Annotated in this window: 22 protein-coding genes; 6 read left to right on the forward strand and 16 right to left on the reverse strand. The window is 55.0% G+C overall.

What is annotated here, in order from left to right; all coding sequences use genetic code 11:
• Positions 1–288, reverse strand: coding sequence for a zinc ribbon domain-containing protein (locus M0R70_10070; GenBank protein ID MCK9419712.1), 288 nt, complete (start codon positions 286–288; stop codon positions 1–3).
• Positions 289–426: 138 nt separating this feature from the next.
• On the opposite strand from M0R70_10070, the gene cls reads away from it, so the two are divergent.
• A complete protein-coding gene (cls, locus tag M0R70_10075; GenBank protein ID MCK9419713.1) occupies positions 427–1,818 on the forward strand; it encodes a cardiolipin synthase in 1,392 nt (463 codons plus the stop codon).
• Between the two features lie 221 nt (positions 1,819–2,039).
• On the opposite strand, the gene M0R70_10080 is transcribed toward cls, so the two are convergent.
• The 3 genes from M0R70_10080 to ubiE all read right to left on the reverse strand — a co-directional run bounded on the left by M0R70_10080 (position 2,040) and on the right by ubiE (position 4,496).
• Positions 2,040–2,324, reverse strand: a complete 285-nt coding sequence (locus M0R70_10080) for a hypothetical protein (protein ID MCK9419714.1) — start codon at positions 2,322–2,324, stop codon at positions 2,040–2,042.
• Positions 2,325–2,450: 126 nt separating this feature from the next.
• Complete coding sequence (locus M0R70_10085; protein MCK9419715.1) at positions 2,451–3,485, reverse strand: SLC13 family permease; 1,035 nt, start codon at positions 3,483–3,485, stop codon at positions 2,451–2,453.
• A gap of 228 nt (positions 3,486–3,713) precedes the next feature.
• On the reverse strand, positions 3,714–4,496 hold the full coding sequence (gene ubiE, locus M0R70_10090) for a bifunctional demethylmenaquinone methyltransferase/2-methoxy-6-polyprenyl-1,4-benzoquinol methylase UbiE (GenBank protein MCK9419716.1): 783 nt from the start codon (positions 4,494–4,496) through the stop codon (positions 3,714–3,716).
• A gap of 433 nt (positions 4,497–4,929) precedes the next feature.
• Between ubiE and M0R70_10095 the strand changes: the two genes are divergently transcribed.
• Positions 4,930–5,262: a hypothetical protein gene (locus M0R70_10095; protein ID MCK9419717.1), complete on the forward strand. Its 333-nt coding sequence runs from the start codon at positions 4,930–4,932 to the stop codon at positions 5,260–5,262.
• Between the two features lie 232 nt (positions 5,263–5,494).
• Here the strand turns inward: M0R70_10095 and M0R70_10100 are convergent, their stop codons facing one another.
• From M0R70_10100 to M0R70_10130, 7 genes are all read right to left on the reverse strand, one after another.
• Entirely contained in the window at positions 5,495–6,865 is a 1,371-nt protein-coding gene (locus tag M0R70_10100; protein MCK9419718.1) for a YchF/TatD family DNA exonuclease, read from the reverse strand.
• 345 nt (positions 6,866–7,210) lie between these two features.
• Positions 7,211–9,175, reverse strand: coding sequence for a methionine--tRNA ligase (gene metG / locus M0R70_10105; GenBank protein ID MCK9419719.1), 1,965 nt, complete (start codon positions 9,173–9,175; stop codon positions 7,211–7,213).
• 136 nt (positions 9,176–9,311) lie between these two features.
• The gene (locus M0R70_10110) at positions 9,312–10,538 is read right to left on the reverse strand and encodes a hypothetical protein (GenBank protein MCK9419720.1); all 1,227 of its coding nucleotides are present in this window, start codon (positions 10,536–10,538) and stop codon (positions 9,312–9,314) included.
• Positions 10,539–10,602: 64 nt separating this feature from the next.
• Positions 10,603–11,583 carry a DNA polymerase III subunit delta' gene (gene holB, locus M0R70_10115; protein MCK9419721.1) on the reverse strand — a complete coding sequence of 327 codons (981 nt, stop codon included), beginning with the start codon at positions 11,581–11,583 and terminating at the stop codon, positions 10,603–10,605.
• A gap of 185 nt (positions 11,584–11,768) precedes the next feature.
• The gene (gene tmk / locus M0R70_10120; protein MCK9419722.1) at positions 11,769–12,413 is read right to left on the reverse strand and encodes a dTMP kinase; all 645 of its coding nucleotides are present in this window, start codon (positions 12,411–12,413) and stop codon (positions 11,769–11,771) included.
• The gene (locus M0R70_10125) at positions 12,414–14,315 is read right to left on the reverse strand and encodes an AAA family ATPase (GenBank protein ID MCK9419723.1); all 1,902 of its coding nucleotides are present in this window, start codon (positions 14,313–14,315) and stop codon (positions 12,414–12,416) included.
• 77 nt (positions 14,316–14,392) lie between these two features.
• Entirely contained in the window at positions 14,393–15,919 is a 1,527-nt protein-coding gene (locus tag M0R70_10130) for an anthranilate synthase component I family protein (GenBank protein MCK9419724.1), read from the reverse strand.
• 602 nt (positions 15,920–16,521) lie between these two features.
• On the opposite strand from M0R70_10130, the gene M0R70_10135 reads away from it, so the two are divergent.
• Positions 16,522–16,914, forward strand: coding sequence for a YbgC/FadM family acyl-CoA thioesterase (locus M0R70_10135; protein MCK9419725.1), 393 nt, complete (start codon positions 16,522–16,524; stop codon positions 16,912–16,914).
• On the forward strand, positions 16,911–17,645 hold the full coding sequence (locus M0R70_10140) for a methyltransferase (protein ID MCK9419726.1): 735 nt from the start codon (positions 16,911–16,913) through the stop codon (positions 17,643–17,645). The genes M0R70_10135 and M0R70_10140 overlap by 4 nt, the downstream gene beginning before the upstream one ends.
• Before the next feature lie 71 nt (positions 17,646–17,716).
• Here the strand turns inward: M0R70_10140 and M0R70_10145 are convergent, their stop codons facing one another.
• Positions 17,717–18,574: a pirin family protein gene (locus M0R70_10145; GenBank protein MCK9419727.1), complete on the reverse strand. Its 858-nt coding sequence runs from the start codon at positions 18,572–18,574 to the stop codon at positions 17,717–17,719.
• A 352-nt stretch (positions 18,575–18,926) separates the two neighbouring features.
• On the opposite strand from M0R70_10145, the gene M0R70_10150 reads away from it, so the two are divergent.
• Together M0R70_10150 and M0R70_10155 are read left to right on the forward strand one after the other, a co-directional pair.
• Positions 18,927–19,313 carry a hypothetical protein gene (locus M0R70_10150; GenBank protein MCK9419728.1) on the forward strand — a complete coding sequence of 129 codons (387 nt, stop codon included), beginning with the start codon at positions 18,927–18,929 and terminating at the stop codon, positions 19,311–19,313.
• A gap of 138 nt (positions 19,314–19,451) precedes the next feature.
• Entirely contained in the window at positions 19,452–20,564 is a 1,113-nt protein-coding gene (locus tag M0R70_10155; GenBank protein ID MCK9419729.1) for a hypothetical protein, read from the forward strand.
• A gap of 127 nt (positions 20,565–20,691) precedes the next feature.
• Here M0R70_10155 and M0R70_10160 read toward each other — a convergent pair whose 3' ends face one another.
• From M0R70_10160 to M0R70_10175, 4 genes are read right to left on the reverse strand one after another with little or no spacing between them, the layout of a single operon-like run.
• Positions 20,692–21,213 carry a hypothetical protein gene (locus tag M0R70_10160; protein MCK9419730.1) on the reverse strand — a complete coding sequence of 174 codons (522 nt, stop codon included), beginning with the start codon at positions 21,211–21,213 and terminating at the stop codon, positions 20,692–20,694.
• 54 nt (positions 21,214–21,267) lie between these two features.
• A complete protein-coding gene (locus M0R70_10165; protein MCK9419731.1) occupies positions 21,268–21,915 on the reverse strand; it encodes a hypothetical protein in 648 nt (215 codons plus the stop codon).
• Entirely contained in the window at positions 21,912–22,802 is an 891-nt protein-coding gene (locus M0R70_10170; protein ID MCK9419732.1) for a response regulator, read from the reverse strand. The genes M0R70_10165 and M0R70_10170 overlap by 4 nt, the downstream gene beginning before the upstream one ends.
• Entirely contained in the window at positions 22,795–23,829 is a 1,035-nt protein-coding gene (locus tag M0R70_10175) for a HAMP domain-containing histidine kinase (protein ID MCK9419733.1), read from the reverse strand. Before M0R70_10175 ends, M0R70_10170 begins: the two co-directional genes overlap by 8 nt.
• Positions 23,830–24,202 lie beyond the last annotated feature (373 nt).

Here is a 24,202-nt window from a genome sequence, read left to right on the forward strand (position 1 = left end):
TCAGCCTTTGGACGGACAGGTACCTGGACAGGTGCCCGCAGCGCAACTGGTTGCCGGCTTTGCCTCCTCTTTGGGTTTCTCCGAAGCACTTCCCTCTTTTCGGGCATTCGACGGATAATCCGTCACATACCAGCCGCTCCCCTTAAGCACGAACGCCGGCGTAGAAAGCACCTTGCGGACATTCGCGGCTTTGCACAACGGGCATACGGAAAGGTCTGGATCGCTGAATTTCCGGACAGCCTCAAAGCGGCCCCCGCAGCTTCCGCACTCGTATTCATAAACAGGCATACTACACCTCCATTAGAACATGCATTATAAACAATGGGGCCAATAAAAACAAGAGTTTTCGTATGCCGGGCAGGCTCCGGCCCCTGAATGTGTTCCCTGAGGATGGCAAAAAGATTATTTCGTGATAAGATTATACCTATGATAATCGTCAAGCCTTGCTTTTTGTTCTTTCTGTTCGCATCCATCCTGGGCTTCAGCAGTGGATGTGCGACCTTGCCGGACGTCTCTGAAGTCATTGATGACACGCCGATTGCGCAAAAACCTCGTCAAATCGTTTCATCCAAGGGACTGTTATCTCCCCGTCAAAGCAAGGCGATCATGGACCGGCTGAAGCGATCGGTCGACCCGACGGACATTCTGCAACGCCACACTGCCGTGGTGGAATCGGTCACTGAAAGCCCGCTGACGAAGGGAAATAAGGTCACCCTGATCGCCGATGGCAAGGCAACCTATGCCGCAATGTTCAAAGCGATACGGAATGCCAAAAACCATATCAACCTTGAAAGCTATATCATTGAAGATGATGAAACAGGCCATACATTTGCCGACCTGTTGCTGCAAAAACAGGCGGAAGGTGTCCAGGTAAATATCCTGTATGACAGCGTGGGCAGTATGTATACTCCCGCTTCTTTTTTCCAGCGCCTGCGCGACAACGGAATTCAGGTTGTCGGGTTCAATCCTACAAATCCACTGGAGCTTCAGGAGAAATGGGGACTGACACACCGGGACCACCGCAAGATTTTGATCGTTGACGGCAACGTTGCCATTATCGGGGGCATCAACATCAGCAAGGTTTATTCGAGCGGTCCTCTCAAACGGAAACGAAACGAAAAGGCGCCGATTCACTGGCGCGACACAGACATTCACATTGAAGGCCCGTCCGTGGCTGAATTACAGAAGCTCTTTTTTGACACCTGGCTGAAACAGAAGGGACCGAAACTTTCCGGACGGAATTATTTCCCTGATCTGAAAGAAGCGGGCAATGCCCTGGTGCGGGTTATCGGCAGCACCCCGGGAGAAACCAACAGGATACCTTTTATCGTGTATGTGTCGGTCATCGGTTTCGCAGAGCATTCGATCCACATGACGAATTCCTATTTTATCCCTGACGACCAGATCGTAAAAGCCCTTGCTGATGCCGCTGAGCGCGGTGTTGACGTAAAGATCATTCTCCCCGGGATCACCGATTCTCAGTTCACGTTATATGCGCAGAGGCATCATTATTCCAGTCTTTTGAGATCGGGAGTGAAGATATACGAGCACAGTACTTCCCTGCTGCACGCGAAAACCGCGGTGGTTGACCAGGTTTGGTCAACGGTCGGCTCAACCAACATGGACTTCTTGAGCTTATTGAACAATGACGAGGTGAATGCGATTATCCTGAGTCACGATTTTGCCGTCGAAATGGAGCAGATGTTTGTCAGTGACCTTGCGGATTCCAGGCAGATCCAATGGGATGAGTGGAAAAAAAGACCTGTCTTCCCGAGGATTGGGGAGTGGTTTGTGCATTTATTCGTCCGATGGTTGTAGCAATTCGTCCATGCCAGTAACGATCGACGGGGAATGTCAACCGTAAACAGGGTGTTGAAAAACGCTCCGTTTACTCCTTCGACAATGCTTCGACAGGCTCAGCAGAGCACTCAGGGTGAACGGAGCGGGTACTGATATTATTCGTAGATATTGCGCCTGTCGAACCGCAAAAAGACTTTTTCAGCAGCCTGTAAAGGTCTGGCCCTGATATGCTCTCTGCTCTAAGAGATTCCCGGCGCTGTATCGGTCAATCCCCCTCCGGAACGTCCTCCAACAATCAGGAACCGCTCCCGGATGATCCTCATGAACCGCGGCGTATAGATGAGCTCGAACACGTCATCCTTGCCCGGGAAAAGGTTTCGCGCGGCCTGCCGTGTGTTCTGCAGGATGTCGAACGATTCCCGAATCGTCAGGTCCGTCTGCTGCATGAGTATTGCCTGGTTAAGGTCCACGACGAACCGCAACATCCGCAGTCTTCTCTCTTCTTCCTGCAATGCCTCGTTCATATGCCATCCTTGAACATGCCTTATCTGTCTGCGGCATGATACTGCGATGTTGTTCTTTTTTCAAGAGCAGGGGCGGAGACATTTGTGGCGGTTGATTCAGGGTTCAAAGTTCAGGGTTCGGGAGGGTCACCTTGCCCCTGGACCCTGCCCCCTGAAGCCTTCAATCCTCACCCTGTCCCCCACTCTGATCCCGGAGCCTGCCGAGGTCTCGATCACCCAGGCAGCCTGCTCGCCGGAGGTATATGTGTCCCGGCTCCCCGGCCTGCAGTCAGGATAGACCCGGACGACCTTTTTATCAGGGCTGACAAATGCGATATCGATCGGATATGCAACGCTTCCCATCCAGAAGATGAGGACCTCGGGCTTCTCGAACACAAAGAGCGCGGCCTCGTCGGTTCTCAATTGGCGAAAACCCTGCAGCCCCCGGGTCCGGGCCTCCTCAGTATCGCAGATCAGCACGATGTTGAAGGTACGGGGACCGGACCGGTGGTCAGCCGGCGTGATCGTCACTGACGACTGCTGCTTCGGTTTCTCCGCCGCGATGGCTTCAGCGCTGCCTGCCAGCCTTACTTCCACCGCGAGCACAGCGATGCCGATCGCGATCGTCACGGCCGTGATCAGCGCGCCTACACGGAAATACTCCACAAACCCGATCTCCACCCGTTTTCTCGCCTGCTTCACCACGATCAGATTGGCAACGGAACCGATGAGCGTCAGGTTGCCCGCCAGGGTACTGCTCATGGCAAGCGCGAGCAGATATGGCATGGGGTTTACTCCCAGCTGGATGGTTACCTCGAGAATGATCGGCGTATAGAGCAGACAGATCGTGTCGTTCACGAACAGAGCGGACAGCAAGCCGGACGACAGCACCACCAGGATGAGCAGCTGGAGCGGCGACTTTGCAGAAGAGAGCATCTTGTCCGCCATGAGCTCGAAGAATCCCGCAGTGCGGAGATAGACCGTGATGATCATCATCCCGAGCAGCAGGAGCGTGTGCATGTCGATGGCGCTGAACGCCTGATCGAGGGTAAGCACCCCGAAGATAACCATCAGCACCGCGCCCACAAGCGCGCCGGCGGGCCGATCGATATGCAGACGCGGGATCTGGCGCAGGCCGATGAACAGGTAGGTGATGATGAAGATGATGAGTGCGGTGATCATGGGTGCCGATTCATCTTCCCGTGCGGGATGAGGCCGTGTGGTAACAAAGGAATCAAGTTCTTCTCAAAACAGCAAGAATTTTTCTCGCAGTAGCCTATGAAAGAAAAGCGGCCACTTAGGACATCCGCAGAGCTCGCAGAGAAAAGCTAAATAAATATTGGTTAAAACTAAGGCTTAAAGGAGTTGATTAACCTCTGCGTGCTCCGCGTGCTCTGCGAGAGACGCCCTTCAGGTTTTTACCGCCCGGGTGATCGTCGCGATCCCCATCGTGAGTGAATCGACCTTGATATCGGTGAATCCGCACGTGGCGATGAGCTGTTTGAACGCGTCGGGCGAGTAGAACGCATTAATGGACCGGGGAAGATATAAATAAGGCTTGGCCTTTTTCGTGACCAGCATCGCGATAAAAGGCATGACCTTGAATACATACCATTCATAGGGTACGCGGAACCAGGAGACGTGGGGTCTCGTGAGTTCGAGGCAGATGAATTTTCCGCCGGGTTTCAGCACCCGGTTGATCTCCGTCAGGGCCACTGAGGTGTCGGGTATATTCCGTATGCCGTACGCCACAGTGACCGCATCGAATGTATTGTCCGGGAAGGAGATGCTCTTCGTGTCCGAGAAAATGAATGAGACATTCTGGTAACGGTTGCCCTTTCTGATCTCCGCGAGCTCGAGCATCTCCTTGCAGTAGTCCGTCCCCATGACCGAGCCCCCGGGGCCGACTCGCCGGGAAAGCAGAAAAGCCAGCTTGCCGGTGCCGGTACAGACATCGAGCACCTGATCGCCTTTATGGATACCCGATCGTGACACCGCCTGTGTGCGCCAGATATGATCGAACCCGAAACTGAAACCGCTGGTGAGAAGATCAAGATGGGGTGCGACGGTGGAAAAGATATTTTTTATATAAAGGTCTTTCCGTTTGAACGACATATCAGCAGAGTAACTCCCTTGTGCGATGAAAATAAGCCGCAGAGATCCGATCGCACTGCTTGCGGATTCAAAGTGCATGCCCGAATCTCAGCGGACACTATACCATACGGTTTCCCATATTTCAACAGGCCGGTGCTCACCGGTGTTGATGGAAAGCAACGGCCGCCACATTCACCTTCTGCGTCGGCAATCATCATTCTCTAAAACACAATTCACGGAATATATCGTAGTTCATATGACATCAGGTGAAATAACCATGTGAAAGTGGTTATTTCACCAATTTTACAGAAATATATTTATCATTTTTCAAATAACTCTTTGTAATATATAAGATCTAAAACTAATAAACCATTGGCATGATCATTGCTTTTTATTAATTAAATGAGATGTTGTTTTATTACGCCTGCGAAAGGAGGTGGCAACTCTTATAAGGCATCTGTGCCGGAGAATGCTTCTTCTTGTTGTAAATCGGTCCTAACTTCACAAAACAAACAGGTAAAAGGAGAAAAAAATGAACCCTATTATTCTAGTTTCCATTCTCACCTTGACATTCACTCTGGGCACAAACACTGCAATGACCGAGGTGTTCGCAGGCACCGGCAACCCGGAACAATGTAATGACGGTATCGATAACAATCTGGATTCTCTTATCGACTGCGCTGATCCTGATTGCGCAAACGATTCATCATGTAAAGTAGCATTAAACATAAAACACAGCGGCAGCGGCCGGTCCAGCGGCGCATCTTCCTGTATGAAGTGTCACGACCGTCAAAAGGGAACTGATGCGCAAAATTCAGGTCATCTTCGCGGCACTACCGGCGGTGCACCCTGTGTCAGCTGGTAAGAGAGTGCGCCGTGAAAAGCCCTGGTACCTGGATTGGCTTGAAGACACATTACGGCCACAATTATCAGATGATCTCTGAGGCCATCCACAAGTTCAGATCCATTGACCACAGTAGGTCCCTTCAGGTCTGTTCAGATCGGTTTTTCTCCCGATGAGGTGAAAACACGATAACCATTCCGCTCTGGCGAGGAATTACCGGGGTGGAGAAAATCGATGACAGGAAACGCAGGCATTACCCTACTATATTAAACTCCCGCACACGGTACTTTGCCCCGAGTTCTTCGGCGATCTTTCGGCAGGCTTCGATGTCCACACCGGGCGCGGAGACCACGGTGGCTGTCACGTCGGGGATATATTTCTTCGCCTCGCGGATAAATTCCTTGACCGCCTCGTAGGTCGGAGCACCGAACTGGGACTGTGAAATTTTCTCATAGACCTCCGCGTTCTGGGCATTCAGGCTAACGCTCACGGCGTCCACCAGCCCGGCCAGCTCAGGCAGCACGTTCCGTTTGTGAATAAGGTTCGCGTGGCCGTTCGTGTCGATGCGCACCTTGCCGCCGCGCTGCTTCACCTCTGCGGCCACGGCCTTGACCACATCGAGCCGGATCAGCGGCTCTCCGTATCCGCAAAACACGACCTCGTCATATCGCTTCGGATCCCCGATCTCCTTGATGAGTTCATCCGCCGATGGCTCTTTGCGCAATCGGAGATTGTGCCCCTTCACAAAATCGGTGTGATACCGCACGCAGAACGTGCAAGCCGCGGTGCAGCGGTTCGTGACGTTGAGATAGAGCGCGTTCCGTATGGGATAGGTGATCCGGCCGCGATCGGGCATCGTGCCGATTCCGAAGAGCTGCATGGCATTGAAGCTTGTGATCCTGGCAACGTCATCGAGGGTGAGCCCCTTGATTGTTGCGACGGCCTCTGCCGTGTGGCGCACGAAAGCGGGCTCGTTTCTTTTGCCGCGCATCGGTACGGGAGAAAGATAGGGAGCGTCCGTCTCTACCAGCAGGTGCTCGATCGGGATTTGGCGCACGACCTCACGCAGGGCCTCCGCCTTGGGGAACGTGATTGGCCCGGCAATGGAAAGGAGGAATCCCCTCTCGATCAATGTTCTTGCCATCTCCACATCACCGGAAAAGCAGTGCATGACACCGCCGAGCCCGGGCGGCCATTCTTCGGTCAGGATCTGGAGCATATCCTCGTGGGCGTCGCGGTCATGAACGATGATGGGAAGCTTAAGCTCGCGCGCTTCGCGCAGCATGTCTCGAAATTTTCTTTTCTGGTCCGTGCGGGGAGAATGCTCGTAATGATAGTCGAGCCCGATCTCGCCGTAGGCCACGACCTTCTGGTGCTGCGCAAAGTGTCTGATGATCTCGTAGGCGGGATGAAGGATGTCCTTCACCTCATGGGGGTGGATGCCGATGGCGGCGTAGATGGATTCGTATTTGTCGGCAAGCAGGACCGCGTCACGGCAGGACTCGACCGTCGTGCCGATGGTCACAATATATTCTACGCCCGCTTCGCGCGCCCGTTTGATCACGTCTTCGCGGTCGTCATTGAACTCGCGCATCTCAAGATGCGCGTGGGTGTCTATCAGCATGCTCTCAACCTTTTCTCAAAATAATGTCGTGCGGGGTTGGGGTAAATCTTTTAGATTCTGACTTGCCCAAGCGCCGGGTAGCTCTGAGTGAAAGACGCGCATGGCAATGCTGCACAGCTCGTACTTACGAGAACAAGGCAAGGCAGACACGGCCGAGCCCTTTTTTAAAGGGCGAGGGTGGAGTGCTGCGAGACCTGCATACCAAGGCGGAGATACTGTATATATCCGGCATGCTGCGCGGCCGAACGATGAGCTGCCCAAAAAAATCGATGCCCAAGTGGGACAAGTGCCAATTGAGACAACTTTCAAAAGAGAACGTTAATTTCGAGAGTTGAATTTTTTATTTTATTTTACCCTGCTCCCCGGCTTCATCTCCCGGTCGAAGGTGGCCACGGCAAGCAGGTCCCCGTTGCTCGCGGCGAGCAGCATGCCCTGGGACTCGATGCCCATGAGCTTGGCAGGCTTCAGGTTCGCCACGATCACGATGGACTTGCCCATGAGCTCCTCGGGAGCATAACTCTTCCCGATGCCGGCAACCACCTGTCGGGTCTCGGTGCCTATGTCCACGTTGAGTTTTATCAGTTTCGCTGATTTTTCCACCCGCTCGGCGGCAATGATCTTGCCGACCCTGAGGTCGACCTTCATGAAATCCTCTATGCCGATGGGCTCCGGACCGGCTGCAACAACTGGTGCGGGAGCTGGTTTCTGAATCGCTTCTGTATTTTCCATCTTCGTCTCCGTGTTCTTGTTCCGATCGATCCTGGGGAATAATTGCGCGCCGGGCTGAATGGCAGTACCGGGCGCCAGCTTTCCCCATTGCTGTTCTTCGTTCAACCTGCATGAATCGATTAGCTTCCCCAGGCCGAGAGCGTTCCATATCTTCTGCGACGTAGACGGCATCACCGGGTAGAGGTACAGCCCGATCAGCCTGAGCGACTCCGAAAGATTATAGAGCACGCTTCCGAGACGCTCCAGGTCCTTGTTCCTTGCGAGCGTCCAGGGCGCGTTTTCTTCCACGTAGCGGTTCGCGCGCGTCACGAGCGACCACGCCTCGTGAAGATATTTGGTGAACGCGAGCGTTGACAGATTTTCATCGATCCTGGACAGGATCGGCGCGGCGGTCTCGCGCAGTTCCCGGTCGAACGGCTGTTCGATCCCTGCACCGGGTATCTTTCCGTCAAAGTACTTCCCGATCATCGTCAGTACCCGCGAGAGCAGGTTCCCCAGGTCGTTCGCCAACTCGGTGTTGAAGCGCGTGACAAAGGTGTCCTTCGAAAAGTCGCCGTCCAGGCCGAAGGGAACTTCCCGCAGCACAAAATAGCGGAACGCGTCGGCGCCGTAGGCATCGACGACCTCATGCGGGTCGATCACATTCCCGAGCGACTTCGACATCTTTTTGCCGTCCTGCGTCCACCATCCGTGGGCAAAGATGTTCTCCGGAAGCGGCAGTCCCAGTCCCATCAGCATCGTGGACCAGTACACACTGTGGGTCGTGAGAATGTCCTTGCCGACGAGGTGGTGGTCCGCGGGCCACCAGAAGTTTTCCTTCGCGGCCGGGTCCATCGAACCCTGTGCCGGAGGACTCAGATACCGCGTGGCTGAAAGGTAATTCACGAGGGCGTCGAACCAGACATAGGTGACAAAATCATGATCGAACGGCAGTTCGATCCCCCAGGCAAGCCGCGCCTTGGGCCGCGAGATGCAGAGATCGCCCAGGGTCTGCGACTTCAGGAACCCGAGCACTTCGTTGCGCCGGGAGTCGGGCCGGATATAGTGCGGATTCTGTTCAATATGCGCGATCAGGCGTTCCTGATATTTGCTCATCAGGAAAAAATAGTTGCTTTCCGAGATACGCTCCACCGGCCTGCCGCAATCCGGACATTTGCCTTCCACGATCTCCTTCTCGGTCCAGAATCGCTCGTCAGGCGTGCAGTACCATCCTTCATAGGTCCGTTGCGCTACCTCGCCCTTGTCAAAGAGCTTCTGGAGCAATTCCTGCACCACGGCGACATGTTCCTTGTCGGTCGTGCGGATGAAGGCGTCGTTGGTGATCTCAAGCTTTGTCCAGAGCTGCTGGAAGTTCACGGTCATGCTGTCCGCGTGCGCCTTTGGAGTAAGCCCGCGCTCCTGCGCGGCCTTGGCCACCTTCTGGCCATGCTCGTCCGTGCCCGTGAGAAAGAACACCGCGTCTCCCTTGAGCCGATGGTAGCGCGCAAGCACGTCCGCCGCGATCGTCGTGTAGGCGTGCCCGATATGCGGCACGTCGTTCACGTAATAGATGGGAGTGGTGATGTAGAATTTTTTCGACATGGCTTCGCTGTGCGTTAAAGTGACTAAAGTACATTAAAGTGTCTAAAGTACGTTAAAGTGAATGAAGTGATCCTTCCAACTTTAGGCATTTTAGTCACTTTATGAATTTTAGGCACTTTTCTTCCCTCTCTACTTTCTACGCCGTCCCCTGCGGCGGTTTGTTCTCGCCCTGCTGCCCTTTCTTTTTTTTGCGCCAGAACTTGCGTCTTTTCTTCCGCGCGGACGCGGTTCCTTCCTGCTGCTGCGGCTGGGCGTTCTGGTCCTGTTGCTGCAAAGGATGCTCTTCCGGCTTTGGCTGCTGACTTTCCCTTGATAGCTCCGGCTTCGGCTGCTGACCTTCCCTGGACAGATCCGGCTTCGGCTGCTGCGCCTTCTTTTCCTGCCGCTGGTCCTTCTTTCTTTCAGGCCTGCCGTAGACCTTCTGGCCGCCTTCCCGCTGTTTGTCGCGCCGCTGATCCTGCTGCTTGCGGTCCTCCTGGTGTCTTTTCTCCTCTACAGCCCGGCTCTCGTCGGCTTCCTGTCGTTCCTCGGTGATCCGCAGTTCCTCTCCGAGCCTCTTTTCCGTGGCCGCGGCCTCGCGCATGCCTGCGAGGTCCTTCTTGTTCTCATCGTACATCCCAAACTCATAGGAGAGACAACAGAGCAGCCTGCCGCAGACCCCGGAGATTTTTGCCGGATTCAATATCATTTCCTGTTTCTTGGCCATCCGGATCGAGACCGGCTCGAAGTTCTTCAGGAACGCCGAACAACAAAGCTCCCTGCCGCAGGGGCCGAACCCGCCGATCATGCGCGCAACGTCCCGGACGCCGATCTGGCGCATCTCGATCCTGCTCTTGAGCTTATGCGCCAGGTCCTTTACCAACTCGCGGAAGTCAACCCTGGTCTCGGAGAAAAAGAAAAAGGTGGCACGCGCGGCATCAAAGGAATATTCCGCGCGGATAAGCCTCATCGGCAATTCCCGCTCGGTGATCATGATCTGTGCAACGCTGAACGCCTCGGCTTCGCGCGCGCGGTTCTTCTTTTCCCGGACAAGGTCCTCTTCCGTTGCCTTGCGAAGTACCTTTCGCAACCCTCGTGACGGCTTGACCGCGGGCGGAGAAGACGCGGCTTCGGCCGGAGTGATTATCTCCTCGCCATCGATCCGCAGTTCTTCTTCCTGCCAGACCCGGGGGGACGATTCTACGGCGGGCGGATCCTGTGTCCTCCTGAGACGGACCACATGAGCAATATCCAGTCCACGGTCGGAGTCGATGATCACCTTGTCGCCCACGGCAACATCAATAATGTCCGTTGCGTCGAAATCGTACACTTTCCAATTATCATGAAAACGTACTCCGGCTATCCTTATCATAGTGTCTGTCATCGGTTTTCTCTATTCCACCTTTTATCTTCTGACTTCTTACTCCTTACTCCTGACTTTTTCTCCATCACCCTCTCCCGAACTTCAGGAACAGGTTCTCCGCCACGAGCTGGGCGCTCACCCGCCGGTCCAGCAACTCCCGGCTGGCCGTGAAGAGTTCCATGTCCGCAAGGAGCCTGGGAAGCGAATGCCCGTCGGCTAATTGACGGTACTGGTGCTGTGCCGGTGCATGGACAAGCAGGCGCTCTTCCCCGGTCTCACGGTATACCAGTGCGTCACGGAGCCATTCGATGCCGATCTCGATCAGCCGCTCGAACCGTTCGCGGTCCTTCGCGATCGTCTCCGCCAACGCAAGCGCCTCGCCGGGACCCATCTGTGCCAGCCCGGACCAGAGCGTCGCAACCTCATCCCGGGCGGACTTTTCCTGTTCAATGTCCATTTCGAGTCCGCGGCCCATGCTTCCCTGCGCAAGCCCCGCGATAAACCACGCGTCTTCCTCGGAAAGTCCGCGCGTATGCACGAGTTCCCGTGCAAGTATATTGCGCGGAAGCGGATGGAACGTGATCTCCTGACACCGCGAACGGATGGTGGGAAGGAGACTCTGCGGCATCGCGGTTATCAGAATGATGAGAGCGTCGCCGGGCGGCTCCTCAAGTGTCTTCAGAAACGCGTTCGACGCTGCGGCGTTCATGCTTTCGGTATTGTCAACGATCAGGACCTTCTTTGTCCCCTCGAACGGCTTAAGCGCGAAGTCGGCCTGCACCTGTCTGATCTGGTCGATCTTGATCTCATCACCGTCCGGAACCAGAAGATGCACATCCGGATGGCAAAGCTTTTCAACCTTGCGGCATGAAGGGCATTCGCCGCACCCGCCCTCCGGCCGCGCATGCAGGCAGTTCACCGCGGCGGCAAGAGCAAGGGCCGTCCTCTTTTTGCCGATGCCCTCCTGACCTGAGAACAAATAGGCATGGGCAAGGGCGTTGTTCGCGATCGCCCGTTGCAAGGTTCGAATGGATCTTTCGTGCCCTTCTATCGTCGAAAACGTCATCCGTTCAGGATTCCTTCACAGAAAAATATTCGTAACAGCTCAGGTCAATATATTGTCCGCAGATTACGCAGATTTCACAGATTAACATAAACCTGAATTTTGCTTTTAAAATCTGCGTCCATCTGCGAAATCTGCGGATAGAAAGGTTTTTCTCTGATGTAACGCTCTTCTGGGTTCAGATTTTATTATCCGATCCGCAGCTTCTCGTCTACGATCTTCCTGACCTTTTCCTGGATCGCCTCGGCTGACGACGACGCGTCCACGACCCGGATGCGATGCGGTTCCTGCGAAACCAGTGTCAGGTATCCCTGCCTCACCCGCTCGTGAAAAGCAAGCTCCTCGTTCTCGAACCGCGCCTCTGCTTCAAGTCCGCGGCTGTTGTTCCTCCCCCGCGCACGCGCGATACCCGAGGCGGCATCGATGTCAAAAAGGAGGGTAAGCTCGGGACGCATCCCCGCGGTCACGATCCGGTCGAGCGAGCGGATCATCTCAATATCCAGCCCTCTCCCGTACCCCTGATAAGCAAGCGTGGCGTCCGAGAACCGATCGCAGAGAACGATCGTGCCGTCCGCAAGCGCGGGCATGATGATCTCGCGCAGATGCTGGGCCCTGCCGGCGGCATACAGGAGAAGTTCCGCTGCGGGATCGAGCGAGCGGTTCGCCGGGTCAAGCAGGATCTTCCTGACCTGGTCGCCGATCGACGTCCCGCCCGGTTCCCGGGTGAGCACATGCAATACCCCTCTGGCGGTAAGATAGTGCGCGAGCAGCGCGATCTGAGTGGACTTGCCGGAACCTTCGATTCCCTCGAAGGTGATGAACGTTCCCTTCATTTATTTAAGCTCCACGGCGGCATCACCCGCTGTCCTGAGCGCCGGGTTGGAGGTGAACAAGATCACCTGGGTCTTCGCACCGAGGGTACGAAGGACCTGGCACGCCGCCTTCTGCCTCGCTGGATCGAGATCCGCGAGCGGATCGTCGAGAATGAACGGAAATCGCCTTTTCCCGGCGAGCGCCTCGACAAGACCGGCCCGGAGACAGAAGTAAATCAGGCTCCTGGTCCCGTGGCTCAGTTCCGGGTAGGCCACCACCGAGTCATCGTTGGCATGCACGATTGGATCACCTTCCTGGCCGGCCTCGAGCCTTACATACTTGCCCGCGGTAACCGCAACCAGGTTCCTCTGGGCCGCCGCCTCGACCGCCGGGACAAGCGTCTCCATCTCGATCCCTCCGGCCCTGCTTGCAATTCTCAGATCCTCAAGGAATCCGCCGTGACTGATGGTTGCAGAAAAATCCGCAAGATCATCGGGCAGTTCCTGCGCTTCAGCGCCGAAATCCCATGACGCCCCGGCGGACGCATTGGACACGTTGGAGTCCAATCGTTCGATATCCTGCCGTATACTGTAGGTGTCCACGTTGTTCCGGGCGACTGCCTGCGCCGCCTTTTCAAGTTCCACGATCTCCTGCTGCTTATGCTCATACTGCTGTCGGAGAGTTTTCGGGGTAAGGCCTTCAAAGCTGCGCTGGTGCTGCTCTTCAATATCGTCCGCGAGGGAGCGAAAATGGCGGTAGTTCTCTGCCTTTTCTTTGAGTTCAGCCGGTGTTGAGGCCCCCGCCAGGCGCATAGTGGCCGTGACACTTGCCCCGTCCTGCTGAAAACGTCGTTCAAGGCCGACAAGCTCCTGTTTCAGATCTTCCTCATCTCTCATAATCTTCTTGCGCCGCATATTCTTCCGGGAACCGTTGTACCACCCTCCGGCCATCAGGATAAGCGACAGGAGAAGGCCGGCAGGAAAAAGGAGTGCCAGCTCTTCCGTAAGCACGAACACGCCGGCCAGGATCGAGAGGACCCCCACCGTGACTCCGGCGATGAACAACGTGTCCGTAACAAGGTTCACGGCCGGTATCGCCGCAAGCTGCATCGTCAGCCCTTCGATCTGCTTGTTGAGCTCATCAGCATCCGCCTGTTTTTGGACCTGACGCCGCTCATAGGCCTCGATAAGCGCGGGAAGGTCCTGGGGCATCTTCTCGTACCCCTTGAGCGAATCGAGCGTTGACGCTATCTCCGCCTTTTTCTGTTCGATCTCTCCGAGTGAGCCTGTTTTTTTTTCAATTTCTTCCAGGGCAAGTTTGGCTGACTGGTACTTGTACTCGGCGTCCGCGGCCTCCTCCGCCAAGCGAAGGGACTCACGAAGTTCGGCAAGCCTTTCCCGATCTCCGGATGACTTCCCCCCCTCGGGTGGAACTCGCGTACCCGGCGCCGAACGCGGCTCCGCAGCTGACGCAATCGTGCCCGATCGGGCCGCGTGGTGCTCCCGCTGAAATATAAAAATCCTGGAGAAGTCCTCTTCGGTCATCCCCGTGGTCACCCTGCCCATGAACTGCACCGCGTTGTCCCAGTCCTTGTGCAAAAGGGTGTAGTCCTTGCTGGTCGCATTGTAGCGGGAAAGGTTCACGGCGCGTTTTGAAAAATCCTGGATGATGCGGAAGTATGCCCCGTCGTCGGTACACAGTACGAGCGCCGAACGTGAGGCATCGGGCGCATGCCTTGATACGAGCGCTTCGAGAAGTGCCGTCTGATTGCTTGGAAATAGAAGCCGCCGCAGGGAGTCTGCTGCCGTGGTCTTTCCCGACTCATTGCCGGCAACAACAATATTGAAATCGTCCTTGAATCTCAACCGGGCAAGTTCCCGAAATCCCCTTACTCCCTGCAGAACGAGCTCCACCAGGAACATGAATAAGGCTCCTTTTCTCAATTAATTTCGTACTATAACGCAAGTGGGTGAAAGTTGCAACAGGGAAAAAGGTTCCCTCACAGCATCTCCAGCGACTTCCTAAGCGCCTCGGCCTTCTGGAGGGTCTCGAAGTATTCCTGCTCGGGAACGGAATCCGCAACGATCCCGGCCCCGACCTGGATATGCGCGATCCCGTCCTTCACCACAAAGGTCCTGATGATGATGTTCAGGTCCATGTCGCCGGTGTTCGACAGGTATCCGATGGAGCCGGTATAGGGTCCGCGCGCCATGGGTTCAAGCTCGTTGATGATCTCCATGCATCGGACCTTTGGCACGCCCGTGATCGTGCCTCCCGGAAAAACAGCGCGCAGCAGGTCGAAGGCGTCCCGCCCCGGCGCAAGCGTTCCCCGGACATTCGAAACGATATGAATAACGTGGGAATAATCCTCCACGACCATCATTTCATCCACCCGGACCGTCCCGTACTCGCACACCCTGCCGAGGTCGTTCCGCTCGAGATCGAGCAGCATGATATGCTCCGCCCGTTCCTTTTCGTTAGTCAGGAGTTCCGCGGAAAGCGTTCTTGTTTCCGTGCCGTCCTTTCCCCTCCGGCGGGTGCCCGCGATCGGCCTCGTATCGGCGGTCCCATTATGGAGGCGGACCAGACGCTCAGGGGAAGAGCTCACCAGCTGCAGGTCACCGAAATCAAGGTATGCGGAAAACGGCGACGGATTGATGTTTCGCAGAATGGTGTATAAGCGAAGCGGGTCCGCATCATTGATCGATGCCGAGAGCCGCTGGGAAAGATTCGCCTGATAGATGTCCCCTGCCGCGATATATTCCTTGCACTGCATGACCATTGCTTCAAATTGGTTTTTCGTCACGTTCGGCGTGAGGCTGAAGCGCTTCGCGTCGCTTTTTTCAGAGACGTGAGCATCGCTCCTGTCACTCTGAGCTATCAGCTTTGAGCGAAGAGCCGTGACTCGCTGTTCCGCCTCATCATAAAGCCTGCCCCACTGGTCCGGCTCCGGTCTCCGGAAGCCCATCTCCTGCTCCCGGGCGCCCGGGTTGACGATCACCCAGGCCTTTTCCAGGATATGATCAAAGGCAACAACCCTGTCCACGAACATAAAATACGCCTCGGGAATGTCGAGATCGATCCGCGCCTTGCGCGGAAGCTTCTCGATCTGATGCGCAAAATCGTACGAGAAGAACCCCACCGCACCTCCGGTGAATGGGGGCAGTCCGTCAACCCGCGCTGTCCGGTAATTGGCGAGCAGCTCACGCAGCTTCACGAGCGGCTTCCGGTTCATGGATGTCCGCCTTCCATATTTGCCCGCGGGCGTGACCGGCAGGCTGAGTTCCACAGCATCCCCGCGGGACTTGAAAATCAGGTAGGGGTCCGCCGTGACAAACGAATACCGTCCGATCTTGTCGTTCACCCGGGCGCTTTCGAGAAGAACAGGGTTGCCTTCCTTCCTGATGGACTCAAGCGCCGATAGCGGCGTGAGTCGCGGCAGGTCGAGTTCAACGGAAAGAGGCAGGATCTTCCCGGACCGAAGCGCATCGAGGAATTCATTTTTTGAGGGCTTGATCGAATGCATAATAAAGTGGGGAAATTCTAAAGGCAATTCATCAACGGGTCAAGACAATTCTTAAAATAAATCCCGCAGAATGACTCAGGTTGTGCTATATTATAGTCAGCAAGGAGACATCGATCTTTCTAAAGAAACGCACCAGGTTCACAGGGCGTTGCCGGACCATCACCGACTAGGTGTAGAGATGATAACCCGTTCTGAGGGGAATCAAGCACCGTGCCGGATGGAGAGCCGAAACCGGTAAGAAATCCGCAAGTTGAGCAGATATTCACCGGTTGATTCACAGGCTGCCATTAAGCACGGAAGAGCCGAATACCCCGAAGCCGAGGGAATTTGCGGGACGAAAGGAACAATGAGCTTCACAGGGTCTGCTGAGCAGAGCCACAGAAGCAGCCATTGAGATCCCCGCAGAGAATTCCCGGCTAAACGGAATATCAGTAACGGTCCGCGGGCAACGCCTTTTTTTTATTTTCATCCTCTCTCCCGGAGCTACACTGCTCCCGATACCAGGACCTCTCCAACGCACACAATCTTTCACTCGACAAAATAATAAAAATATTTTAAACTATTTCTCTGCATGGCCTATGCATTGACGGAGGAAATCAGCGATGAACCATATCATGGACGTTAAGATCTATTACGAGGACACGGACTGCGGCGGAGTCGTGTACTATGCCAACTACCTGCGCTACATGGAGCGGGCGCGGACCGAGTACTTGGCGTCCCGGGGCTCTTCGGTCAAAACGCTGATGGATCAGGGCACGATCTTCATGGTGTTCCGTGTCGAGATCGACTACAAAGCTCCGGCACGGTACGGAGACACGATCGAGATCGAAACCTGGGTCAGTGACGTGACGCGGGCCACGATGATATTCGAACATGTGATGCGGGAGAAGACGTCCCGTCGTGTTTTCGTCGAATGCAGGGCAAAGGTCGTCGCGGTCGATGCCAACGCAAGACCCAAACGCCTTCCCCAGGAGTATGTGGATAAGATCAAGTGACGATCCTGACCCATGACAGCATTTCTCTACGGAGCTCCGGTGTGGTGAGCATCACCCAGCCTGAAAAAGGCTTTCGATTCACCCTTGACAGCCTTCTGCTCGCTGACTTCTGCCGCGCTCAGAAGCGCGACCGCATACTCGAACCGGGCGCGGGAACCGGGATCATTTCACTTCTGCTTGCGCGAAAATATCCGGGAGCGCGGTTCATTGCCGCTGAAATCGAACCCCAGGCTTTCAACCTCCTCTGCCGGAATATCGAGCACAATGGACTCGCTGACGCCATCGTGCCTCTTGATCGTGACATACGACGTCTCGGCCGATCGATCACAGAGAGCTCGTTCGATGTCATCATCGCAAATCCGCCCTATACCAGATGCGGAACCGGCAGAACAAGCCCCTCCCGTGAACGGCAAACCGCGCGTCAGGACCAGACCGCGTCTCTCTCTTGCTGGCTCGATCTCCAAATCTTGTTAAAGAACAAGGGGAAATACTTCCTCGTCTTTCCCGCACGCCGCGCAGCAGAATTGATGTCTCTCTTGCGGGAGCGGGGGATGGAACCAAAGCGCCTTCGGTGTGTGCATCCTTTTCATGACAAACCTGCGTCGCTCGTGCTGATCGAAGCGATCAAGACCAAAGGGATCGGTCTTGATATTCTGCCGCCGCTGGTCGTTCATGAACGGGGTGGTGGTTATACGGAAGAGATGCAGGAGATCTATGGGATGGTTGGATGATGGAATGCCCTGTCAATCCTTTCCCCTTGCTCCAAGCCTCCTGACCCCCGAACCTCGAACCCTGAACCCTTTTACTTATGCCTTATAAACGTCCCGTTCCGATACTCTTCAAACGCAGTCTCCAGTTCCTCATCCGTATTCATCACGATCGGTCCAAACCACGCCACCGGTTCTCTGATCGGCCTGCCCGAGATCAGCAGGAAGCGCACCGCGTCGTCCTCTGTTGAAACAACAACCTGATCGCCATCGGCAAAAAGACAGAGCGTCCCATTCCCGATGAATGCCTTCTTCAGATCATCGAAATGGCCCTTGCCTTCGATGACGTAGGCGAACACCGTATGCCCGCGTTTCGTTGCATGGATGAATTCCGTTTTCGCGGGTACCGTTATGTCGAGATACTCCGGATCGATGACAATGTCCTTCACCGGTCCCTGGTTATCATCCACCCTGCCGCAGATGACCTTTATCTTGCCGCCGTTCTCCAGCACGACCTCCGGCACCTGTCGGCTTTTTATGTCCCGGTACCGCGGTTCCATCATCTTATGGGACCTCGGGAGATTGGCCCAGAGCTGAAACCCCTCCATGCGTCCATCCGGACCTCCCTTCGGCATTTCCTGATGGATGATGCCGCTTCCCGCGGTCATCCATTGCGTGTCGCCGGACGAGATGACGCCTTTGTTCCCCATGCTGTCGCCGTGCTCAACATCGCCCGTGAGCATATACGTGATCGTTTCGATCCCGCGATGCGGATGCCAGGGGAAGCCCTTGAGATACTGTTCTGGATTGTCCGAGCGGAAATCGTCGAGCAGTAAGAACGGATCGAACAGCGGGAGTTCGCTGAATCCGAATACCCTCTTAAGATGCACCCCGGCGCCTTCGAGTGTCGGCTTGCTTTTGATGATTTTCTGTATCTTTCTTGTGTCTTTCATGGCGTACCTCCATTAAAATCCTCACGCAATATAACAACAAGAGCCGGATTTTACCGCCGGCAATGTCTATTTGTATCAATGACTTGACGATGTAATTATATTACCACAAACGCGACCAGGGCGATGCCGGGTCCGGCAATGGCAAATACATGGAAAAACCTCTGCTCCCGGGTGGATAAGGCACAAAATAGACCCCAAAACTAAGGTTGCTTTTATTCAAAAAACGTGAGATAATAACGACATCGGAATAAGATTTTACAAAAAGGCCGCAGAGGACCAAACGAAAAAGGCCACAAGGACAGGCGTCTTTGCGGCTTTTCCATTTTGAGTACGTTTGTCAGAAAGGAACACCATGGCGCTTAAGCAAAATTACAAGGAAAAGCTGGAAGTGAAACGAAACGCTATGCTCGCCGCTGGTTTGGTTTCCGAACGGTTTCCCGCGGTTTCAAACATCATGTTTCGCATGACCTATTACCAAAGGACAGCGGACCCGGTCCTGATGACGCGTACCATAAGCTTTAATCCCACTAATTACGCCTGTTTTCACCTCGAATGCATGCGGGAAGAATGCACCAACGGCGGTTTTGACCTGGCGCCGGTGGTTGCCGGTCTGATCAAAAATAATAAGAAATCTGTATCAGGAAAGATCGTCTGCAACGGAAAAAGCGAGGACCTCCGGCATGGTCATGCCAGCATCGCCTATGAGGTCAGCGTCCAGTACAACAAGCAGGCTAAATAAGGTTTCTCTCTTCCTCACAGGACCCCAACAAGCAATGTTTCGCCTCCCCGCGGTCAGATGCTGACCGCGCACTGTTTTTCCCTTGTCTCTTGACTTTCAGCGATCCTTTGCCTATTCTCTTTAACAGAATCCGGAACGATGACGATCAAAAAACACATAAGCACGATCATCCTGCTGCTGCTGATCGTCCTGCACCACTCCGTGGCAGCCTGGGCACAAGGCGAAGATACGTCCCCTCCCGCGGCGACCACGCAGGAACAGGAGTCGCAAGCATCACAGGGACAGCCTTCGGAAACCGTGGAACCAACGACTGCGCCGCTTGTCGAAACTCTGCGATCAGCCCCCTCGGACACGTCATCGAAACCCCGGGCGGCCGACCCGAAGATGGGTTTTATTGATGCGCTGCACGGCCAAATATCCGACCGGCTTCTTACGACCGCGGTCTGGCTGGACTCCTTTTTCGAGGACGAGCGCGTGGAGAAAGAAATAAACCGGTCATATATACGGGTCCGGTATGATGTTTTTCATGAAGAGCGGGCTGGAGCTACATACCGGCCGACGGTCAGTATGCGCCTGGCGCTGCCGCAGCTGGAGAAGAAGGCCCATCTTGTCGTCTCGGCTGAGCAGCCCGAACCCGCGTCAAGCACCCCTGTCCCGGCAGGCACGACCGGAGACCGTATCGGGAAGACCGACGAGCGAAATGTCACCACCGCGGTCCACTATGTTCTCCGTTCCACTGAGGAACAAAATTTTATTGTGAGGAGTGGAGCGCAGTTCAGTCATGGGTCGCCCGTATTGTTCGTCGCACCCCGGTACCGGTACTTTGTCCCGCTCACGACATGGGATTTCCGGTTCACGCAGGAGGCTGTCTGGAAAACGGACACCAAGTGGCAGGTGGACACGCTCTTGGATCTCGAGCGGCAGCTCCCGCGCGGGTTCTTTTTCCGCTCGAGCCTCGGCGGCACCTGGCTGGATGGCACCAATGGATATTTTTACAGTCTCAGCTTCTCGCTTCGCCAGCCCCTCGATGCGAAGCACGCCCTTGACTATGCGTGGATCAACAGCTATCAAACCAGACCGAACTACCAATTGTCCGAGATCCTTTTCACTATCCGATACCGCCAGAACGTATGGAGGGACTGGTTCTTTTTCGAGGTGGCCCCCCAGCTGCGGTTCCCCCGGTCTGGAAACTTCGACGGCACTCCCGGGATCCTGTTCCGGCTTGAACTGTATTTCGGGAAAAAGGTTTAGCAGAAAAAGGGAAATGCAGAATGAGCGTCACATGACAGGTCAACAGGCAAATGCGGTCGCGACAATATTCGATACCATCAGAATCCTCAATAAAGACGGGGGTGTTCTGCGGAAAGTCACCCCTCTGTCACGCATCGCCTTTTTGACCGATGAAGTAATCGCTCTTTTCCTTGAAAAGAATGTTGAAGGTGGTAAGCGATCCGTATATGCGCGTGAGGTACTGCTGCAGTTCCACCTTTTCATTGTCCGTAAGGACCTTGTGGCCGTTGATCTGGGTTTCCATGACCCGCAGACGGTCGCGGACCATCACGATCTTATGAAAGAACGTCTCGATGGGCACGCTCTTTGACGCAAGTTTCGAATCGCCCGGCTTGAGGACCATCTCGCCGCCCTTCCAGCGGGCGCCCAATTCGGTCTGCGGCAGGTCTTCCCGGCTGACCTCGAACGCCGCGAGCTTCATCATATCGTAGGCCGCCATCTCGGCGTCGGTCAGCACCAGAAGTTCCTCGGCCGCCACCACGGTCTTTCTGTCCATGCGGGGAAAATGGACCGTGCACTGCTGATCGTCCCCCCCGCCGGATGTCTCCTCGACGCGGCCGATGCCGAATTGCTCGTGTCGCACCAGATCGCCCTGGATCATGTTCCCCATATCAACCCTCCCTGATATCTGCTGAATATCGTTAACACCATGGATAACTGCCGATTAAAATGCGTACTTCTCCAACTTCTCCAGCACCTTGATATGGAGAAGTTCAGAGGGAATGATGCGGAGCTCTATTAGTTCACGGTTTCCCTCCAGCGGGTTTGTCGGCTGGGCAGCGGCCACAAAGGACGTCCCGTATCGTATCCCGAGCTGGGGCTCTGCGAAGAACAGCGCGTCCTGAATAAACCCGGCCGTCCGCTGCGCCTGCATCCTCTCCGCGGCATACGTCATCCAGGTGCCGCTTGAAGTGAACCGCGAAACGATCAGGACAAGGCTGATATCAGATCGTGTCTGTTCATTGTCCATCAGCAGTAAAAAAATGCGGGCAAGCTTCTTGAGATTGGTCTGCGCCGAGGCCTTCAGGGCGCCGTCCCGCGAAAACAGGAACGACCTCTCGATGAGAATTGAGCTCGCTCGTATCTTGAGACCTTTGACCAATTCCGCTCCGAACTCTTTCTGAAATATCACTTTGATGCTCTTGGAAAATTCGTTTCGGGGCTGGGAAAGGGCAAGGGCCGGTTCCAGGAATCGCTGGATCTTGACTGCCCGATAGTAGAGCAGGGCGCTCAGGAGCACCAGGCCGATCAGCAGAATGCTGAGGACCGGGCCGGCAGGCGGCGTGTATCTCCAGAGGGATCTATCCTTCATGGCGCTCCCTCCTCAAGACGGTCAAGTTTCTTTATTGCCGTCGTGAAGTCAGCCTCGGAAATAGTTGCCGGTGAATGGATCGCCTTGTTGCGCAAATACATCAGCTCGTAGAACAGGGCTATCTGCGCGTGACTGATGCGGCGTCCCTGTTCCATGTCCTTCAATCCGTCCGACAGGGTCGGAACTTTCCTGCCGATCACGGCGGCGGTGAACGACCGCAGCCGGTTTTCAAGATGATAACCCATCAGAAGTGACGCGACGACCTTCTCTCCGCGCCGGTAATATGCCAATGCCTGATCCACCGAGACTCCGCCTTTGACAATGCTGATGTTCTCCGAGGACTCTGTTTCACCGGGGGCCAAACGCTGTATCTTTTGATAGACCTCCAGGCATTTATCAAGCATGTTCTTTTCGAGATACGATTCGGCAAGGAGGAACAGATCACGGATATTGTCCGCAACGTCCCGCTGTTTGACGGCAAAGGCATAGGCGCTTTGAATGGCCCCGGCCTTGTCGTCCTTCTTGTCGAGCACATCGAAATGCCTGGCCCACCTCTTGCCCTTCAGCACATTGTCCTTCGTAAAGCGGAAGAGGCGCTCAGAAACCTCGCGTTTGTCGAGCTTGCCGCTGATGACGATGATGTTCAGCGTCGGATGGGTCTCGAAGAGCTCCGGCAGGATATCGATGCCCTCGTCCATCTTGTCGAACTCGATGTCGAGCGTCATGAGGTCGATGACCTGCGTCGTCAGGACCTGGAGTGCCTCCCTGACGCCGCTCGCCTCATGAAACCGGAGATCCGGGTCCTCGTTCTTGAGCGCCCGCTGAATTTCGAGCTTCAGCAGCTCCCGGTCCTCGAAGTCATCGTCGGCGATCAGCACTTTAAACATCGGGCGTCTCCTCGACAAAGGGGAAATTGATTATGATATCCGTTCCGACTCCCGGAGCCGTATATTCCTTGCCGATCCTGATCTTCCCGGCATGGAGACCGACGACGTATTTGGCAAAATAGAGCCCCTGTCCCCAGCTCTCGCCGACGCCCCGCCCCCGGTAAAAGCAGAGATCAGCCTGCTGCTCATCCATGCCGATGCCCTCGTCCCGGAGGGATAACGTCAGGTACCGTCTGCTGCCGTCCCGGTCCATGGCGCAGGACACCTGAATGCTCGCACGGGGCTGGTCGGGTTTTTTATACTTGACGGCATTGTCGATCACATTTTCGAACACGGTCTTCAGCAGGGGCGGGGCCGCATAGATCATCGGAATGGCCATCGTCTCATGGATCGTGATCTCGGCGAGGTCGCTGTATTGAACTGCCAGGTCGCGCAGCATGGCCTTGAGATCGATATTCTTAAAATCGACCAAACTCGCCTCGCGCTCATCGGAGATCTTCTTGAAAATGTCGATATCAGCGAACAGCTTGTCCAGATTGTCATCGATCCGTTCTGTTGCCTCCCGGGGCAGTCCCGGAAGCAGGTCGATCCGTCGCTTGATCCGTCCGAGGTTGTTCTTGAACTCATGTCCGATCGTTGCCGAGATATAGCGAATAAATTCGTTGCGCCGGGCAATTTCCTGATTTTTCAGAACGAGCATCATGTTCTCGCGCGCCCTTCGCTGTTTTTGCTGGTAGACAACGGAGAGGTACATGATGAAAGCGGCAAAAGAAACGATCATGACCACAAGGGCGTAATGAGCGACACCGTTGGATGCGTCAAGCTGCCCCTGCATGATGGAGAGACGTTGGTCGATGCCCGCGTCAGGAGGGATCAGGCCCTTCCACGGCATCAGCCGCAGCTCAAGACCTTCAAAGGGGGGGAAGAAACGGTTCGAGTAGACCATGCCCAGAACGAGCCAGATAAAAATCATAAGGACGGTCAGCGCCAGGGTCTGTATTCGGTGACGATTGCCGGAATCGATCATAGAGGATAATTTATTACAAAATGCCGGTTATTACAACAAGAAAACGGGGATACCCTGACGCACCGGGGAGAACATAGCATGAATCGGATACAAATATTTTTTGTAACTGCTTAGCAGGCTGCTGAAAAAGTCGTTAGAGTGGTTCGACAAGCTCACCACGAACGGTTAAAGAATAACAATTTCAATGCCCGTTCCGTTCGCCCTGAGCTTGTCGAAGGGTAAACGGAACGTTTTTCAGCAGCCTGTTAGAACCTTAAAACCTGTCAGGAGAAAGGGGGGAGAAACTTGGGGAAAGGGAAAAAAGGGAGTTCTTTTATTTAAGTCGTTCATCCCCCCCCTTCGCCTCTTAATTCCCCATTTCTCCTGACACATT

This window comes from Nitrospirota bacterium (genome assembly GCA_023229435.1).
GTDB lineage: Bacteria > Nitrospirota > UBA9217 > UBA9217 > UBA9217 > JALNZF01.